This window comes from Pseudooceanicola sp. DL12, from assembly GCF_056270665.1.
In genome coordinates, this window is record NZ_CM149884.1 from 2,107,811 (window position 1) to 2,123,607 (window position 15,797).

Consider the following 15,797-nt stretch of genomic DNA (forward strand, 5'->3'; position numbering starts at 1 on the left):
TTCTCGCAGTCGTGACCTCTTGCGGGGTTCCGGTCATGTGCCGCGCTGATGTCGAATGTCAGATCAGCACCGGGTGTTCCGCCGCTACATTGCCACCAAGGCTCCAGACCCTTAGACTTTCACAGCGAGAACACGACGGTTGCGGCGAGCATGATCGCCGAGAAGACGGTTTCCGGGCAGCTGTCATAACGGGGTGCAACGCGCCGCCAATCCTTCAACCGCCCGAACATGATCTCGATGCGGTTGCGCCGTTTGTAGCGCCTCTTGTCGTATTTCTCCGCCGTCTTCCGCGACTTCCGGCCCGGAATGCAGACCTTTGCCGCCTTGTCTTTCAACGTTTCTCTGAACCAATCGGCATCACAGCCCCGATCGGCCAGAAGCGAACGCGCCTGTGGCAGGCTACTCGGAAGAGCCGCCGCTCCGGTGTAACTGACCGGCCCGGCAGACATGAAGAACCCGATTAGGCGGCCCTTCGCATCGGCAACGGTGTGCAGCGTGGTGTTCATCCCACCTGTGGTGCGCCCCTCTCGGGACATTCCTTCGCAATGCCCCGAGGGGCAGTGGATCAGGCGGCCGCGCCCCCCCTGTTTCACCCCAAGGCTTGATGTCGAGCGGTGTGCCTTGAGATAGGTCGCGTCGATCATGACCGTCTTGGCTGGGTCGTATTCCTTCGGGGAGTCACATCAGCGCAACCCATTGCGACTGATGAAGACTATGCCGCCAAGGGCGCAGCGATCATCAACGCGGGGCTTCCCATGGCTTTTGGGAGGGAACGGCTTCAGACGCTCCATCTGGGCGTCGGTCGGCCAATATAGATGCTCATCGATCAGGTCTCCTTGCGGAGCCTGAAACATGCGAAAAGCCTGAAATTGATGGGTCCGGAGCGTAAGGGGAGAGGGCCCTCGGGCGGGCAATCACGAGCCGAAGCATCCGATATGTCGAAAATGATTTTCTGAATCTGATGTGACCATCCGCGCCATTCGTCATCATGTTCGGTAGGCGCGCCAGGCATTGATTTCGTCAGCGTGTCGGAACAATGGCGGCAGCTTCGCAACCACGCTGCTCATCAAGGGCATCGACGTCGCGACATCATATTGCTCATCATGCACGTCACCGTCGCTGTACCCGACCAGGTCACGGCGTTGCTTCTCGCTGACCTCGGGCAATTCCTTCAGGTGGGCGATGGCATAATGGCGGAACGAGTGGAAGCAGAGCTCCCTCGGGTTACCGTACAACTGCAGCACCAGCGCCTTCGCCCAGTTGTAATAGATCTTGTCTCCGAAGGACTGGCTATCGTTTGTCGCGATCAACTCGGGGAAGAGGGCCGAGGCGCCTCGCTGACGCATCTCTTCAACATGTCTGAAAAAGCCCAGCTCGATCAGGTGCTCGTGGATGGGAACCAGGCGCTCCGAACTGAAGGTCTTGACCCCGCGGTGCATGTTGTCGCGGATGTGGTAGCAGGGAATGCCGTCGACGGACACGACATCACGGGGTTCCAGCCCGAGAACCTCCTCCCGCCGGGCGCCGCTGTAGCCAGCCAGGATCGGCCCCAGTAGAGCCCGTCCGCCTTCACGATGTTGCCGCGCTCATGACGCCGCGACGTTGATCTGCACACCGTCCAGATCGGATGCCGGAAGACCTGCTGGAGTTCCGGCAGGGTGAAGGCTTCGCGCTTGTCGCGGTTGCGCTTTTCTTCCCGCACGCGGAACAGGCCGAGTTCGATCGAGTCCGAAATCGGGATGCTTTCGCTTTTGGCGAACTGGAAGATGAGCTTGAAACGGTCCAGGTGGCCGTTGATCGTTCGAGGTGAGAGGCCGACCTTCTTTTCGGGAAGATCCTCGGCGCGTTCCAGAAGCTCATCGATAGTCCCGTCTGCATCCTTTGCGCTTTTCCCGTAGCTCGTCGGAAGGCGTTACAGGACCGACTTGTAGAACTTGAGATGGCCCTGCGTGATATCCCGAACGTTGGTGATGCCGGTTGCCTTGATGAACAGGCGTGCCTGGGCGGCAAGCTGCTTCCTGGTGTCTTCCTTGAAGTGATCGCGATCCCTCTCGGCGTTGATACGCTCGACGACTGCGACAATGTCCGGATCGAAACTGAACTCTGGCCTCTGGGCCGAGATTCGAATTGGGGCAGGTGCCTCGATCAGGGTGGCTTCCTCGGAGATGTGAAGAGGCTCTCGGGTATCGATCATCTCGGCAGCCGCGCCGTCGAGGATTTCCCGAGCAAGGGCGCGCGCTTGTTCAAGGCTCGGATCTTCCCGACCTTCTGATGCGGACCAGGCCGCGGCTTTTTCCGCCAGCAGCAGTTGCCGCAGAGAGAGAATCGTCTCGGCCGCAGGGGTCAAGGTCTCGCCTGTAGCCGTCTGAACGCAGTCCCGCGCGGCGCGAAGCATCTTGTTGACGCCCGCCTCGGACAGTAGGTCGCGCGACAGGATGCCAAGCATCGTCTCCAGCGACGCGATGCCTGTCTCACTCTAACCTTTGTTGAGTACGGTGCGTCGGTCGTGAGCGGAGAGATCCGGATGCAGTCCCTTACTCGCGAGGTGAGACCAAGCGCGCGCCGTCGCCCAATCGAGACGCTGGTCTTCTTCGGATGAGCCCACCGGGTCCATCCGGCTAATCATGCGCTGACGCTCGATGCGGTCAAGCTCGCTGCGCACAACCGAGGTCAGCCAAGCCTTGGCCTGGCCGGGGGGCAGTTTTCCATCAGTGATTGCATCCAGCATCCGGTCGCACTCGTAGTTCAATCTGCGTGCGATGATACATGCGATCGACCGGTCCGTGGTGCGCAGAGACAGCTGCCAATGTCGGGTTTTTGTGGATAACGCCGGTAAGCGCCGCCGCCGGCTCCAAGTGGAGCCGCGCTGCAGGAGGTAAGGGGTGGTCGCCAAGATGCGGCCTCCAAGATTGGAGACGAGCGACCCGCATTTCAGGAACTTGTGCTACAGTGCTGTGTAACACTGTACTTGCCAAATTCAGCCTATGCCTTGATTATCAAGGGCTTAGTGGGTGAATTGGCTCCGGCGGTAGGGATCGAACCTACGACCAATTGATTAACAGTCAACTGCTCTACCGCTGAGCTACGCCGGAACATGGGGCGGTGTATAGCGATGGGATTCTGGGGCTGCAAGAGCTATTCTGGTTTTCGTTGCCTTTTTTTAAAGTGTTAGTGTAAGTGACTGAAAATAAATATGAAAAACTGTCATTTTAACTGAAAAACGGCCTCTGCCGACAAGGTTTCCTCGGGGGTGACCAGCCCGCGGCGGGTGAGGTCGATGAGGTGCGCCAAGAGGTTCCTCTGGGCCGCGGGAAGCAGATATGGCTCGATGTCCGTGTATACTCGGTATGTGAGCTGTTTGGGCGTTCCGGGACCATCTTTCAGGGCGCGCAGAATCGAGGCCTCCCGAGCCATGCGATGGGCAATAAGCCACTCGAGCCTTGCGGCGGGGCTTTCAATTTCGGGTCCGTGACCGGGCAGAAAGACGCGAGACGGACGTGTCCCAAGAACGCGGCAGGACGTCATGAAATCGGTCAGGTCCCCGTCGGGAGGCGACACGAGGGAGGTAGCCCAGCCCATCACCAGGTCTCCGGTGAACACCACGCCGTCGAGATCGAAGCAGAGGTGGTTGCCGAAGTGGCCGGGGGTCCAGATCGCTTCAATCCGCCAGCCGTCGCCGTCGACACTGGCACCATTTGCGAGCTCGATATCGGGCCGGAACTCCATGTCGCGGCCTTCACCTCCTCCGATTTCGCAGGTCTCGGCGAGCTCACTCATGATGTCCGAGCGCCCGGCAACCGCGTCGCCGTAGGCCAAGACGGGGGCCCCCGTGATGGCCGACAGGCGCCTGGCCAGGGGCGAGTGGTCGACATGGGCGTGCGTTACAAGGATGTGACTGACGGTTTGTTCGGGACCCAGGGCGGCGAGGATGGCTGTAAGGTGATCGTCGCTTTCGGGACCAGGGTCGATGACGGCGAGCTGTCTGTGGCCGACAAGATAGGTGTTGGTTCCTGGCCCGGTGAATGGGGATGGATTCGGAGCAAGGATACGCCGTATCAGGGGCGTGACCTTGTCCGGAATGCCCGGTTCTGCGGCAAAGCTCTGCAACGCATCCATTCGGCTTTTCTCCTCATTCCACGCGGCTTAGGGTGGCACATGTTCTTTTCCTGGCTCAAACGATATGTGCCTCGCGGCATCTATGGAAGGGCAGCACTGATATTGGTGCTGCCGGTGGTCACGCTTCAGCTTGTTGTCTCGGTGATCTTCATCCAGCGGCATTTCGAGGGGGTAACGGAGCAGATGACGCAGAGCGTCAGTCGCGATGTCAATTTCCTGTTGAACGAACGCAAGGCGGATGAGGGGCCGAAATTTTCGCAGGCGCTGGCCGTCGACATTCGGCCGGTCGATCCGGATACCGTTCCGGACGAGGACAGCGTACGGTGGTTCGACCTGTCCGGCCGGGTCGTGGTGCGGGGCTTAAGGACTGATGTTCCAGGGATCGTCGCGGTGCGGCTGCCGGATGATCACAGGGTCGAAGTCTTTCTGACCGACGACGGGGATATCATCGAAGTCAGTTTTGCGCGTTCCCGGGTGTCTGCCTCAAACCCTCACCAACTCCTTGTAAATATGGTGTTTTTCAGTCTCTTGATGACGCTGATTTCGTTTATCTACCTCCGCAATCAGCTGCGCCCGATCACAAGGTTGGCAAAGGCCGCCGAGGCCTTTGGCAGGGGACAGCACATGCCTTACCGCCCGTCGGGCGCGGTGGAAGTGCGTGCAGCCGGCAATGCCTTTGTCGAGATGCGGGCCCGGATTGAACGGCATATCGAGCAGCGCACATTGATGTTGTCAGGCGTCAGTCATGACCTGCGAACGCCGTTGACCCGGATGAAGCTGGCTGTGTCGATGCTCGATCCGGAGGACCGCGAGCCGCTCGAGGCGGATATCAACGATATGCAGAAGATGCTGGATGAGTTCCTTTCCTTCGCTCGGGGAACGGCCGAGGAGGTGGAACAGAGCGTTGATCCGATATCGTTGGTTCGGGCCGTCGTCTCGGATGCCTCTCGCGGAGGAATGGAAGTCACGCTTGTCCATGCCGAGGGCGAGGGGGAGATGGCGCTGCGACCGGTTGCGATCCGCCGGGCGCTCGAGAACCTGATCGGGAATGCCGGTCGCTATGCGGATCACACTGAGGTCAGCGTGGATTTGACACCCAAGGCGCTTCGGATTCGGGTCGAAGATGATGGCCCAGGCATTCCGGAGGATCAGCGGGAGACGGCGCTGCGGCCTTTCGCACGCCTTGAACCCAGCCGAAATCAGAACAAGGGGTCCGGTGTGGGGCTCGGATTGTCCATTGCTTTCGATATCGCCCGTGCCCACGGGGGCACACTCCGTCTGGACAAGAGCGAGAAGCTGGGTGGACTGCGCGCAGATATCGTGATCGGTCGCTGATAGAGGAAATTGAGAGGGGCCGACATGGCATCGGATCAAATCGATATGTCGCAGGGTGCCGACAAAAGGCAATTGGCGCAATGGCTTGTCATTGCGCGTGCCCTTGCTCGACGGGCGGGCGAGATCGCGATGGAAGGATATCATGATGGCGGGAATCGCGGTGTCGAATACAAGAACGGCAAGGATCTGGTCACCGCCTATGATCGCAAGGTAGAGGCCTTTCTGAGAAAAGAGGTCGCCGCGCACTTTCCCCTGCACGATATTCTGGGCGAGGAGGAAGGCGGGCAAATCGGAGATTGGACCTGGGTCATCGATCCCATTGATGGCACCGAGAATTACGCTGGCAACATTCCCTTTTGGTGCGTGTCCCTGGGATTGCTGCACCGGGGACGTTCGGTTCTGGGTGTCGTTCTCGATCCCAACCGGAACGAGGAGTTCTCGGCAGCGCTGGGGATCGGGGCGTTCCTAGATGGAAGAACCCTGAAATTGCGGAAGGATGACACGGATGCGGGTCATCGCCGTCTTGCCTTTGGCCTGACGCGTCGCTGGCCGCCGGAACACACATTCGGGCCGCTTGCCGCGCTGATGGAGAAAGGGTATCGGCCGCGGCTGCCCGGGGCGGGGGCGCTGGCGCTCTGCTATGTCGCCGCGGGGAGGTTTCAGGGGTATTTCGAGGCCAGCATTCATGCCTGGGACATTGCCGCGGCACGGGTGATCATCACCGAGGCCGGAGGCTGGTTTCATGACGGGATGGATATCGGGGCGCCCCAACAGGCCTTTCCGGTTTGCGCTGGGGCGCCCGGGCTTGAAGCAGGGATCTGCGAGGCGACGGCGAGCATGTTTGGTGGGCACGAGGCGCCCTGAAGGGATTGTCCTGCCATGATTGCCCTCAACACTTTGCGGCTCCGCGGTATGTCTTATCGATCACGTACCGCGGAGTGCTCTCATGGATTGGGCTTTGCCGTCTTTCGAATACGGCTCAGGTCATCACGTCCGGAGCTGAGCGCCCGGAGCGGCTCTTCAGGCCCGTCAGATCCTCCATGGCCGAGACCAGGGGGGCGAGCGCGGCCTGGGTTTCGATCCGAAGATTACCGTCGGCCGGGGTGTATTGCTCCAGGTAGAGGCGGATCGTCGCACCTTCGGTGCCGGTGCCCGAGAGGCGCATAACCGCGCGCGCACCGCCCTCGAAGTAAACACGCATCCCCTGGTTCTCGGAGACGGAACCGTCGACCGGATCTTTGTAGGAGAAACTGTCGATCTTCTCGATCCCCGCCGGCAGGGTCTTGATCGCCTTCAGGTCGTCCATGATGGCGTTGGCGACGCCGGCATCGACGGCTTCGTAGTCATGGCGGGAGTAATAGTCCCTTCCGTAGGTCTGCCAATGGTCCATCAGGATCTCGGCGACGGACATCTTGCGTGCTGCGAGGATGTTGAGCCATAGCAGCACGGCCCAGAGACCATCCTTCTCGCGCACGTGGTCTGATCCCGTGCCTGCGCTTTCCTCGCCGCAAAGCGTCGCCCGGCCGGCGTCCAGGAGGTTGCCGAAGAACTTCCAGCCGGTCGGCGTTTCATAAGCGCCGATGCCCAGCTTCTCGGCCACGCGGTCAGCAGCCCGCGAGGTCGGCATGGAGCGCGCGACACCGGCGAGGCCACGTGCATACCCCGGCGCGAGATGCGCATTTGCGGCGAGCACGGCGAGACTGTCCGAGGGGGTCACGTAGATGCCCTTGCCCAGGATCATGTTGCGATCACCGTCGCCGTCCGAGGCGGCGGCAAAATCGGGGGCGTCCGACCCCATGACCAGGTCAACCAGCGGCTTGGCCCAGATCGGGTTCGGATCGGGATGGCCACCGCCGAAATCGACCGAGGGGGTGCCGTTCAGAACCGTGCCCTCGGGCGCGCCGAGTGTGCCTTCAAGGATCGCCTTGGCATATGGTCCGGTGACGGCATGCATCGCGTCGAACTTCATCGAGAAGCCTCCGGTCAGGAGGCCTCGGATCGCATCGAAGTCAAATAGGGTTTCCATCAGCGCGGCATAGTCTGTCACCGGGTCGATGATCTCGACGGTCATGCCTCCGAGCGTGGTTTCGCCAAGAACGGAAAGGTCGAGATCTTTGGTTACCAGTGTCTTGTATGAGCGCAGGGTCTTCGTCTGCTCATAAATGGCGGAGGTAACGCTCTCGGGGGCCGGGCCGCCGTTCGAGATGTTGTACTTGAGGCCGAAATCCTCGTCGATGCCGCCGGGATTGTGGCTGGCCGACAGGATCAGCCCACCGTCGGCGCCGCGCTTACGGATCAGATTCGAGGCTGCCGGCGTTGAGAGAAGACCGCCTTGGCCTACGATGCAGCGCGCCGCGCCATTGGCCGCTGCCATGCGAAGGATCGTCTGAATCGCCTCGGCATTGAAGTAGCGCCCGTCACCGCCCACGACAAAGATCTTGCCGTCGCATCCGCCGATGGCGTTGAAAATCGACTGGACAAAGGCCTCGACATAGGCGGGTTCCATGAAGACACGTGTCTTTTTTCTCAGGCCCGATGTGCCTGGCTTCTGGCCTTCGAAAGGGGTTACCGATTTGGTCGTCGCGTCCATCAATCCTGTCGTCCTTTTTTGTCCGGGGGCGGGCCGCGGGGATGTTTTGCGGTCCGGTCGAAGGCTAACCTATCGCGTTTGTATGACTTCAAAAGGATGCGGGTGCAAATTCGCGCCAACGTCACAAAAGAACGCCTCGCCACAGGGCATGTCTCCAATGCTCGCCCATAATTTGCATCGCTCGACGGGCGCTTCATCTGCTCGCCTTGATGCTCGACGTTTCATGGCCGCCCGGTGAATCGCGATTGGTGATGAGAGAGTATGTATACTTGGTCAGGCGCTCCAAACGCTTTGAAAACGCGGGCTGGGTGGCCGACTTCGTACTTTCCGCTTTCAGCCTGGGCCCGTTTAGCCGTGACGCATCGCTCTGCCGTAGTCGTGCCGGAGCAGCGCTAGCTGGCCAGTACGCACGAAAATTTTCATTCGGCAGATGAGAAACAGGGAAGTTCTGGTAGGCCCGGCAGGATTCGAACCCGCAACCAAAGCGTTATGAGCGCTCTGCTCTAACCGTTGAGCTACAGGCCCTACCTTGCTGGGCAGTGGTAGTGACGCGTCGCGACAGCGTCAAGCCCGAGCGCTTGCACGAAGGGGGCTGAAAGGCGGGAGGACTCACGATGCATCGGTGTCCGGTCGGGCTTTCGCATTGCGTGAAACGGGACGATCCGCTAACCGGATCGCGATCGTCCTCAAGGAGCCAGACATGACCCAAGGCAAGAACGGCATCACCTACGCAGACGCGGGTGTGGATATCGATGCGGGCAATGCCCTCGTGGACAGGATCAAGCCCGCGGCCAAGCGCACGAACCGCCCCGGCACGATGTCCGGCCTTGGGGGCTTCGGGGCGCTCTTCGATCTGAAGGGGGCCGGCTACGAGGATCCGATCCTTGTTGCCGCAACGGATGGTGTGGGCACCAAGCTGCGGATTGCCATAGATACCGGGCATGTGGACACCATCGGCATCGATCTCGTTGCCATGTGCGTGAATGACCTGGTCTGCCAGGGCGCCGAGCCGCTCTTTTTTCTCGACTATTTCGCGACCGGCAAGCTCGAGCTCGATGAGGCCACCGCCATTATCGAGGGAATCGCGAAGGGCTGTGAACTGTCGGGCTGTGCCCTGATCGGTGGCGAAACGGCGGAAATGCCGGGGATGTACGGCAAGGGCGACTTTGATCTTGCGGGATTTGCCGTAGGGGCGATGGAACGGGACAGTGATCTGCCGTCCGGCGTGGCTGCGGGCGACGTCCTGCTGGGCCTGGCCTCTGACGGGGTGCATTCGAACGGCTATTCGCTGGTACGGAAAATCGTCGAGATTTCAGGGCTTGGCTGGGACGCAGACTGTCCTTGGAGAGAGGGCACGCTGGGAGAAGTTCTTCTGACGCCTACGCGCCTTTATGTGCGGCAGTGCCTTGAGGCCGTGCGGGCAGGGGGCGTGCACGCCCTCGCGCATATCACCGGCGGCGGTTTGACGGAAAACCTGCCCCGCGTGCTCGAGGGCAAGGGCGCGCGTATCGACCTTGAAGCCTGGGCAAAGCCAGGCGTCTTTGGCTGGCTGCGGGAGGTTGGCGGGATCGAGGAGCACGAGATGCTGAAGACCTTCAACTACGGCATCGGCATGGTCCTGATCGTGTCACCTGAGAGGGCGGATGCCCTGAAAGCGCTGCTTGAAGGGGCGGGCGAAACGGTTTCGGTTTTGGGTGCGGTCACCGAGGACAGCGGGATCACCTATTTCAACGGCGCGGCGTGAGGCTGACCGGGTGAAACGCGTTGCTATCCTGATCTCCGGGAGCGGATCAAACATGGTCCGCCTGGTCGAAAGCATGACCGGCGATCATCCTGCCCGGCCCGTACTGGTCCTGTCGAATGACCCTCAAGCCGGTGGGCTGAAAAGAGCCGTTGAAATGGGCGTGCCCGTTGTGGCTGTGGATCACAGGCCGTTTGGCAAGGACCGGGCGGCCTTCGAGGCCAAGCTGATCGAACATCTTGATGCAGTGTCGCCGGACATCATCTGCCTGGCTGGCTTTATGCGCATCCTAGCGCCGGATTTTATCCGGCATTTCGAGGGTCGGATGCTGAACATCCACCCGTCTCTATTGCCCAAGTACAAGGGATTGCACACCCACGCGCGCGCCATCGAAGCCGGCGATGCAGAAGCAGGGTGCACTGTGCATGAAGTTACCGCAGAGCTGGATGGCGGCCCGATCCTGGGGCAGGCGAGGGTGCCCATTCTGCCGGACGATACGGCCGATAGCCTCGCGGCGCGGGTGCTGACGGAAGAGCACAGGCTTTACCCCGAGATGCTGCGCGCGTTCGCGGCGCGGGGCTGATCAAACCTATCTGTAGGCAGGAAGGCTAGCTGAATTGCCGCGCCATATCATGTCGCGGGGCATATCTGCTGCCGGTACGAAAGCGCTGCCCAGAAGCAGTATGGCAACAAAGGCCATGGCAACGAGGGCGGAGATCGGCCAATGCGAGCGCGAAGTATCCTGGGGAAGTGCGGCCGAATTGAACATTTAAACTGATCCTCTGCAGACGTGGAGTGCAGTGGAAATAGCTCAGATTTGGATGTAACGAAAACGAATGTTTATGGCCTGAAGTATCACGAAAAATGATCTATTTATGTTGAGTGTCATAGCTGGCGCGCGCTTCCATGACTTGGGGTAGATGGGTTTTTGTCCATCCGTATAGGGCACGGAAGGGTGGCAGGATCGTCGCACCCAGGTCGGTGAGCGTGTACTGCACCGCGACGGGAGAGGTTGCCAGCACGTCCCGTTTGATCAGGCCATTGCGCTCGAGCTTGCGCAGGGTCTGGGCAAGCGACTTCTGGGAAATCCCCTCCAGCCGAGCCTTGATCTGATTGAAACGGGCGGGACCGCGATCCAGCACCGTCAGGATCATCATCGACCACTTGTCTGCAATCTGGTCAAACAACTCGCGGGTGGGGCAATCGGCGGAAAACGCCTGAGGCCCGCATTTCTGCCAGGCATGGCTGTGATCCAGATCTTCCATCAGGTTACCTCGAGGTGACGTGGTGAGTTTGAGGTGCGTCATTGACACCAAGTTTCCCAAATATACCTTCTCGCCGATGTTTTGAAAAGGAACGCCCGATGACAAATTCCATCGACACCCTGTTTCGCCCGTTCAGCTACAAGGGGCTGGAGCTGAAGAACCGTATCGTCATGGCGCCGATGACCCGGGGCATGGCGCCCGAGGGGCTGCCCGGTCAGCCACAGGTCGATTACTATGCGCGTCGTGCACAGCACGACGTGGGCTTGATCCTGTCCGAAGGGACGGTGATCGATCGCCCGGCCTCGCGCAACCTGCCAGGCATTCCCTTCTTCCACGGCAAGGCATTGGAAGGCTGGAAGGACGTGATCGACGCGGTCCACGCCGCAGGCGGCAAGATGGGACCGCAGATCTGGCATACGGGGTCAACTCGTGGCGGCAAATGGGAACCGGAAGCTCCGGTTGAGAGCCCTTCTGGCCTGGTCGGCCCGGATGACCCGCGTGGCGTCACCATGACCGAAGCGGACATCGAGGCAACCATTGCAGCCTTTGCCAGCGCGGCGGCAGACGCCAAGCGCCTGGGCTTTGACGTGGCCGAGCTTCATGGAGCACATGGTTACCTGATCGATCAGTTCTTCTGGGCGGGCACGAACCTGCGCACGGATTCCTGGGGTGGTGACACCATCGAGGCACGTTCGCGCTTTGCCGTCGAGGTGATCAAGGCGGTCCGCGCAGCGGTTGGTCCGGAGTTTCCGATCATTCTGCGTGTAAGTCAGTGGAAGCAACAGGATTACAAGGCCAAGCTGGCCACGACGCCGGAGGAGATGGAACGCTGGCTGCAGCCGCTGGTCGATGCCGGTGTCGATATCCTGCACTGCTCGCAACGCCGCTTCTGGGAACCGGAGTTTGCCGAAATCGATGGCGAGTACGGTCTGAACTTTGCCGGTTGGGCGAAGAAGATCACAGGCGTGCCGACGATTTCGGTGGGGTCCGTGGGCCTCTCTGGCGAGTTCCTTGCAGCCTTCGGAGGTGCAAGCTCCGAGGTCACGCCGCTGGACAAGCTGCTTGCTCGCATGGAGCGGGAAGAATTCGACATGATCGCCGTCGGGCGCGCCCTGTTGAGTGATCCGGAATGGGTCGAGAAGGTCCATCGGGGCGCTGCGGATGAGTTGCGCGGCTTTGACGCTGCCGATCTGGCCGAACTGGTCTGAAACAGAGCAAAGCCGAGAACGCGAGGGCGCAAGCCCTATGTAAAGCGGGAAAGGGCGGCATTGCCGCCCTTTCCATTGCATGATCGTCGCATTAAGAGAAAGAAAAACGCGGGATGACCCCGTGACCTGATGAAAGTGCGAGATGCAGACGATTACGACGACCGAAGGTCTGGCGGCCTTCTGCGAGCGGGCCAAGGCCCATCCCTATGTGACAGTTGATACCGAGTTTCTGCGTGAGCGCACCTACTACTCTCAACTCTGTCTGATCCAGCTGGCTGTGCCCGGCAACGATGACCAGGATGCCGTCCTGGTAGATCCGCTTGTCCAGGGCATCTCTCTCGAACCATTGTACGAGCTGTTCCGCGACACCAACGTGGTCAAGGTGTTCCACGCCGCACGGCAGGATCTCGAGATCTTTTACGTCGATGCCGGTCTGATTCCCGAGCCACTGTTCGACACCCAGGTGGCCGCCATGGTCTGTGGGTTCGGCGAACAGGTGGGATATGAAACCCTGGTCCGAAAGATCGCCCGTCAGCAACTGGACAAATCCTCGCGCTTTACGGACTGGTCCCGTCGCCCTCTGACGGAAGCCCAGAAGAAATACGCGCTCGCCGACGTGACGCACCTTCGCAACATCTATGAATACCTTGCAGCCGAGCTGAAGAAGGCCGGGCGCGAACAATGGGTTGCCGAGGAGCTTGGCGTTCTGACCAATCCGGAGACCTATATCGTGCGCCCGGAGAATGCCTGGGAGCGGGTCAAGACCCGCACCAATTCCGGTCGGTTCCTCGGGGTTCTGCGCGAACTGGCACGTTTCCGCGAGTCCTATGCGCAGTCCAAGAACGTCCCGCGCAATCGGGTCTACAAGGATGACGCTCTGGTCGAGCTGGCCTCGACCAAGCCGCAATCGGCGCAGGACCTGTCACGCTCGCGCCTGTTGCTGCGCGAGGCGCGCAAGGGTGAGATAGCGGATGGCATCCTGGCCGCCGTGAAGGCCGGTATGGAATGCCCCGAGAACGAGCTGCCACGGCCCGACAAGAGCAAGGAAAAGCTGCAGGTGAATCCGGCGCTCGCTGATCTCCTGCGGGTTCTTCTCAAGGCGAAATCGGAAAATGCCGGCGTCGCGGCCAAGCTTATTGCAGCCACCTCCGAGCTGGACGCGCTGGCCGCCGGCGAGCGCGATGTGCCGTCCCTGCATGGCTGGCGGCGCGATGTCTTTGGGGAGGAGGCCCTGAGGCTCTGCGACGGCGAAATTGGCCTGGCTGCCAAGGGGCAGAAGGTCATCACCTACGAGCTGAAGTAGGGCGCCGGACCTGAAGCCTTTGGAAATGGATCAAAAGACGGCGCCCGAGAGAGGCGCCGTTTTCGTCAGCGGCGTACTGTCAGGGCGTTGGTTGCGCCCTGGATCTGCATCGAGCGCGCGCCGGCAAGCTCGGCGTCGGAGAATCGCGTGGCGGCGATGACCTGGCGCGACGCCGTGGTGCCGACGGGCTGACCGGCGGGTTGGTTCGCGACGAGAGTATATTGCCAGACGCCATCGATCGGGCCCGCGGCATTCGGGATGAGAGCCACGTCGTAGGCGCCCTGAGCCGCAGCGGTGCCGGTCGCCGTCACGATGATTCCACCGGGCAGCCGGGCCACTTCGACCTTGTCGACATGAGCAATCGGGGTGCGGGTATCGAGCGGTTTAACCCGTGCCTTTTCCGGCAGGAGCGCGTTATCGCTGACCGTCACGGCCGGTTGGCTCGACCGGGAACCGCCAAACATGCCACAGCCGGACAGGCCAATGGCGGCGATCAGGACGAGGGGAACACTCTTGCGCATCGGTCGAAGCCTCCGGAATGGTGCAACCCCGTCTAACCCACGAGAGCGCCATTGAAAAGATGGCGCTTGCACTCGGCGGGGGCTGGACCTTCGCGGCATGTGGTCTTACGTGAAAACAGCACGAAAAAGGAGACGGTCATGGCGCAGCAGGCATTCGAGGACATCGTCGAGGATTTCGAGTTTCTCGAGGATTGGGAGGACCGCTATCGCCATGTGATCGATCTCGGAAAGGCGATGGATCCGCTCCCGGATGCGCTCAAGGTGCCGGCTACCAAGGTTGATGGCTGCGCGAGCCAAGTCTGGCTGCATCCACGCCCCGAGAACGGCAAGTTCTACTTTGACGGCGAGAGCGATGCGATGATCGTGCGGGGCCTGATCGCGGTGCTTCGCGCGCTGTACAACGGGGTTCCCATGGAGGAGCTCTCCGGGGTCGATGCCCAGGCCGAGCTGTCCCGGATAAGCCTCGAGGAGCACCTGTCGGCCCAGCGGTCGAATGGGCTACGGGCGATGATCAAGCGGATCCAGGAGCAGGCACCGAACTGAGGGCTCAGCGCGGGACGTACCGGCGCAGCCCGTGCACGAAGATGTCAATTTCGAGCGCCATTCCGACCTCGAAATCGTTCAGGCGTTGGCCGGACCAGTGGATCTCCTCCATCTGGGCAAGGTATTCACGCCGGGTCTGATCATCGGGCGTGTCGAGAGGCAGGGCCTCGGCAGCGCGGAGGAGGTCGATCCGTTTGTGAACCTCCCGCATCCCGGCAAAGGCCTCGATCATCGGGCGGGTCAGCATTGGATCCTTTTGCCAGGACCGGCCGTTGAAGACCTCCTGCACGACACGGTTTCCGGCACCAAGGCAATCGTATTTGACGCAGCCGGCAAAGCCCTTGCTTTCGAGGCTGTCGTGGATGGTGCAGCTGTGGCGATCGAGGTTCGGGCAGGGCTGCCCCGGGTTCTTGTGGAAGGCGAAGTCGCGCCCCTTGTCAAAAGCGAGGGCGATGCAGCAGAGCGCCGCGCATTGGCTGCAATCAGTCTGTAGTAGGTCCATTACTGGTTCCGGATAGTGCCGTGGCAAGATCGCCATAGCCCGTGTAGCGCCTTTCGAAGGCAAGGCCCAGACGTGCGGCGGCTTCTTCCGCCTGGACGGTCAGGCCGGGATCCTCGGTCTGGGCCAGATAGACCAGACGATCGTAGTTGCCAAAGTACATGTCGCGAAGCTGGGGGTGGCGGTCGAGGCCCAGAGGCTGCCAGACGAAGGCGTCGAACTGTCGGGCCAGGAAATCCGTCAGGTAGAAAGCCGTGACCTCACCCCGCGCCTCGAAGGTCTCGATCCCGTCGAAGAAGGCATAGCAATGGGGGCCGGGCAACATCTGCACGCCCAGCTCGTCACACATGGCCTGAAGCAGGCCACCGGTGCCGCAATCGGCGTAGAGCACGAAGATCCGGTCATAGTCCGCGCGATGCCTGTTGAAGCTGTCGCGGACCGCTTCGGGGATCTTTTCGGGAGCATTGTGCAGGATCGCCGGCAGGCAGATCAGCTCCATGTGATCCCAACCATTGATCTGCTTGAGGGCCAGAACCTCGCGCGCAAGCGCCCCGCAGGCGATCAGCAACAGCCTGTCGTTCTCCGGCGCGCTGCTGCGCAGGTCGGCACCAGCAAGGGTCAGGTCTTCATCAGCGGGCAGTGGGAGATTGGAAGGCATGGTGAAGCCTTTCTGAGT

The 15,797-nt window shown here is 61.0% G+C and carries 17 protein-coding genes, 2 tRNA genes and 1 pseudogene; 8 read left to right on the forward strand and 12 right to left on the reverse strand.

Translation table 11 applies throughout. From position 1 onward, the window contains the following. Nucleotides 1-119: 119 nt before the first annotated feature. Together AC0WR5_RS09875 and AC0WR5_RS09880 are read right to left on the reverse strand one after the other, a co-directional pair. Nucleotides 120-854: pseudogene (locus tag AC0WR5_RS09875) on the reverse strand (IS5 family transposase). A gap of 132 nt (nt 855-986) precedes the next feature. Next, nucleotides 987-1,481 (reverse strand): site-specific integrase, encoded by a 495-nt coding sequence (locus tag AC0WR5_RS09880; protein WP_475868697.1) that lies wholly within the window; start codon nt 1,479-1,481, stop codon nt 987-989. A gap of 146 nt (nt 1,482-1,627) precedes the next feature. Between AC0WR5_RS09880 and AC0WR5_RS09885 the strand changes: the two genes are divergently transcribed. Continuing rightward, a complete protein-coding gene (locus AC0WR5_RS09885; protein ID WP_475868699.1) occupies nt 1,628-1,810 on the forward strand; it encodes a hypothetical protein in 183 nt (60 codons plus the stop codon). 102 nt (nt 1,811-1,912) lie between these two features. On the opposite strand, the gene AC0WR5_RS09890 is transcribed toward AC0WR5_RS09885, so the two are convergent. The 4 genes from AC0WR5_RS09890 to AC0WR5_RS09905 form a co-directional block, all read right to left on the reverse strand. Continuing rightward, complete coding sequence (locus AC0WR5_RS09890; RefSeq protein ID WP_475868701.1) at nt 1,913-2,446, reverse strand: hypothetical protein; 534 nt, start codon at nt 2,444-2,446, stop codon at nt 1,913-1,915. 30 nt (nt 2,447-2,476) lie between these two features. Continuing rightward, nucleotides 2,477-2,893: a DUF6538 domain-containing protein gene (locus AC0WR5_RS09895; RefSeq protein ID WP_475868703.1), complete on the reverse strand. Its 417-nt coding sequence runs from the start codon at nt 2,891-2,893 to the stop codon at nt 2,477-2,479. Between the two features lie 124 nt (nt 2,894-3,017). Then, a tRNA-Asn gene (locus tag AC0WR5_RS09900) sits at nt 3,018-3,092 on the reverse strand. Between the two features lie 112 nt (nt 3,093-3,204). Further along, on the reverse strand, nt 3,205-4,116 hold the full coding sequence (locus tag AC0WR5_RS09905; protein ID WP_475868704.1) for an MBL fold metallo-hydrolase: 912 nt from the start codon (nt 4,114-4,116) through the stop codon (nt 3,205-3,207). Nucleotides 4,117-4,155: 39 nt separating this feature from the next. Here AC0WR5_RS09905 and AC0WR5_RS09910 point away from each other — a divergent pair, with 39 nt between their 5' ends. Together AC0WR5_RS09910 and AC0WR5_RS09915 are read left to right on the forward strand one after the other, a co-directional pair. After that, nucleotides 4,156-5,451, forward strand: a complete 1,296-nt coding sequence (locus tag AC0WR5_RS09910; RefSeq protein ID WP_475868706.1) for an ATP-binding protein — start codon at nt 4,156-4,158, stop codon at nt 5,449-5,451. A gap of 24 nt (nt 5,452-5,475) precedes the next feature. Further along, nucleotides 5,476-6,315, forward strand: a complete 840-nt coding sequence (locus AC0WR5_RS09915) for an inositol monophosphatase family protein (protein ID WP_475868708.1) — start codon at nt 5,476-5,478, stop codon at nt 6,313-6,315. Nucleotides 6,316-6,430: 115 nt separating this feature from the next. Here AC0WR5_RS09915 and AC0WR5_RS09920 read toward each other — a convergent pair whose 3' ends face one another. Together AC0WR5_RS09920 and AC0WR5_RS09925 are read right to left on the reverse strand one after the other, a co-directional pair. Then, the gene (locus AC0WR5_RS09920; RefSeq protein WP_475868710.1) at nt 6,431-8,041 is read right to left on the reverse strand and encodes an alpha-D-glucose phosphate-specific phosphoglucomutase; all 1,611 of its coding nucleotides are present in this window, start codon (nt 8,039-8,041) and stop codon (nt 6,431-6,433) included. A gap of 449 nt (nt 8,042-8,490) precedes the next feature. Further along, nucleotides 8,491-8,566, reverse strand: a tRNA-Ile gene (locus tag AC0WR5_RS09925). Between the two features lie 175 nt (nt 8,567-8,741). Here AC0WR5_RS09925 and purM point away from each other — a divergent pair. Both purM and purN read left to right on the forward strand, forming a co-directional pair. Continuing rightward, the gene (purM, locus tag AC0WR5_RS09930; RefSeq protein ID WP_475868711.1) at nt 8,742-9,785 is read left to right on the forward strand and encodes a phosphoribosylformylglycinamidine cyclo-ligase; all 1,044 of its coding nucleotides are present in this window, start codon (nt 8,742-8,744) and stop codon (nt 9,783-9,785) included. Nucleotides 9,786-9,795: 10 nt separating this feature from the next. After that, on the forward strand, nt 9,796-10,365 hold the full coding sequence (gene purN / locus AC0WR5_RS09935) for a phosphoribosylglycinamide formyltransferase (protein ID WP_475868713.1): 570 nt from the start codon (nt 9,796-9,798) through the stop codon (nt 10,363-10,365). Nucleotides 10,366-10,651: 286 nt separating this feature from the next. Here the strand turns inward: purN and AC0WR5_RS09940 are convergent, their stop codons facing one another. Continuing rightward, nucleotides 10,652-11,047, reverse strand: a complete 396-nt coding sequence (locus tag AC0WR5_RS09940) for a winged helix-turn-helix transcriptional regulator (protein WP_475868715.1) — start codon at nt 11,045-11,047, stop codon at nt 10,652-10,654. Nucleotides 11,048-11,145: 98 nt separating this feature from the next. On the opposite strand from AC0WR5_RS09940, the gene AC0WR5_RS09945 reads away from it, so the two are divergent. Both AC0WR5_RS09945 and rnd read left to right on the forward strand, forming a co-directional pair. Then, nucleotides 11,146-12,255, forward strand: coding sequence for an NADH:flavin oxidoreductase (locus AC0WR5_RS09945; RefSeq protein WP_475868717.1), 1,110 nt, complete (start codon nt 11,146-11,148; stop codon nt 12,253-12,255). Between the two features lie 142 nt (nt 12,256-12,397). Then, the gene (gene rnd / locus AC0WR5_RS09950) at nt 12,398-13,558 is read left to right on the forward strand and encodes a ribonuclease D (protein WP_475868719.1); all 1,161 of its coding nucleotides are present in this window, start codon (nt 12,398-12,400) and stop codon (nt 13,556-13,558) included. A 65-nt stretch (nt 13,559-13,623) separates the two neighbouring features. On the opposite strand, the gene AC0WR5_RS09955 is transcribed toward rnd, so the two are convergent. Beyond that, nucleotides 13,624-14,079 (reverse strand): hypothetical protein, encoded by a 456-nt coding sequence (locus AC0WR5_RS09955; RefSeq protein WP_475868721.1) that lies wholly within the window; start codon nt 14,077-14,079, stop codon nt 13,624-13,626. A gap of 138 nt (nt 14,080-14,217) precedes the next feature. Between AC0WR5_RS09955 and AC0WR5_RS09960 the strand changes: the two genes are divergently transcribed. Continuing rightward, nucleotides 14,218-14,622 (forward strand): SufE family protein, encoded by a 405-nt coding sequence (locus AC0WR5_RS09960; RefSeq protein WP_475868723.1) that lies wholly within the window; start codon nt 14,218-14,220, stop codon nt 14,620-14,622. A gap of 4 nt (nt 14,623-14,626) precedes the next feature. On the opposite strand, the gene AC0WR5_RS09965 is transcribed toward AC0WR5_RS09960, so the two are convergent. Both AC0WR5_RS09965 and AC0WR5_RS09970 read right to left on the reverse strand, forming a co-directional pair. Next, complete coding sequence (locus AC0WR5_RS09965) at nt 14,627-15,124, reverse strand: hypothetical protein (RefSeq protein WP_475868725.1); 498 nt, start codon at nt 15,122-15,124, stop codon at nt 14,627-14,629. Next, complete coding sequence (locus AC0WR5_RS09970; protein WP_475868726.1) at nt 15,105-15,779, reverse strand: DUF1638 domain-containing protein; 675 nt, start codon at nt 15,777-15,779, stop codon at nt 15,105-15,107. The genes AC0WR5_RS09965 and AC0WR5_RS09970 overlap by 20 nt, the downstream gene beginning before the upstream one ends. Nucleotides 15,780-15,797: the final 18 nt, after the last annotated feature.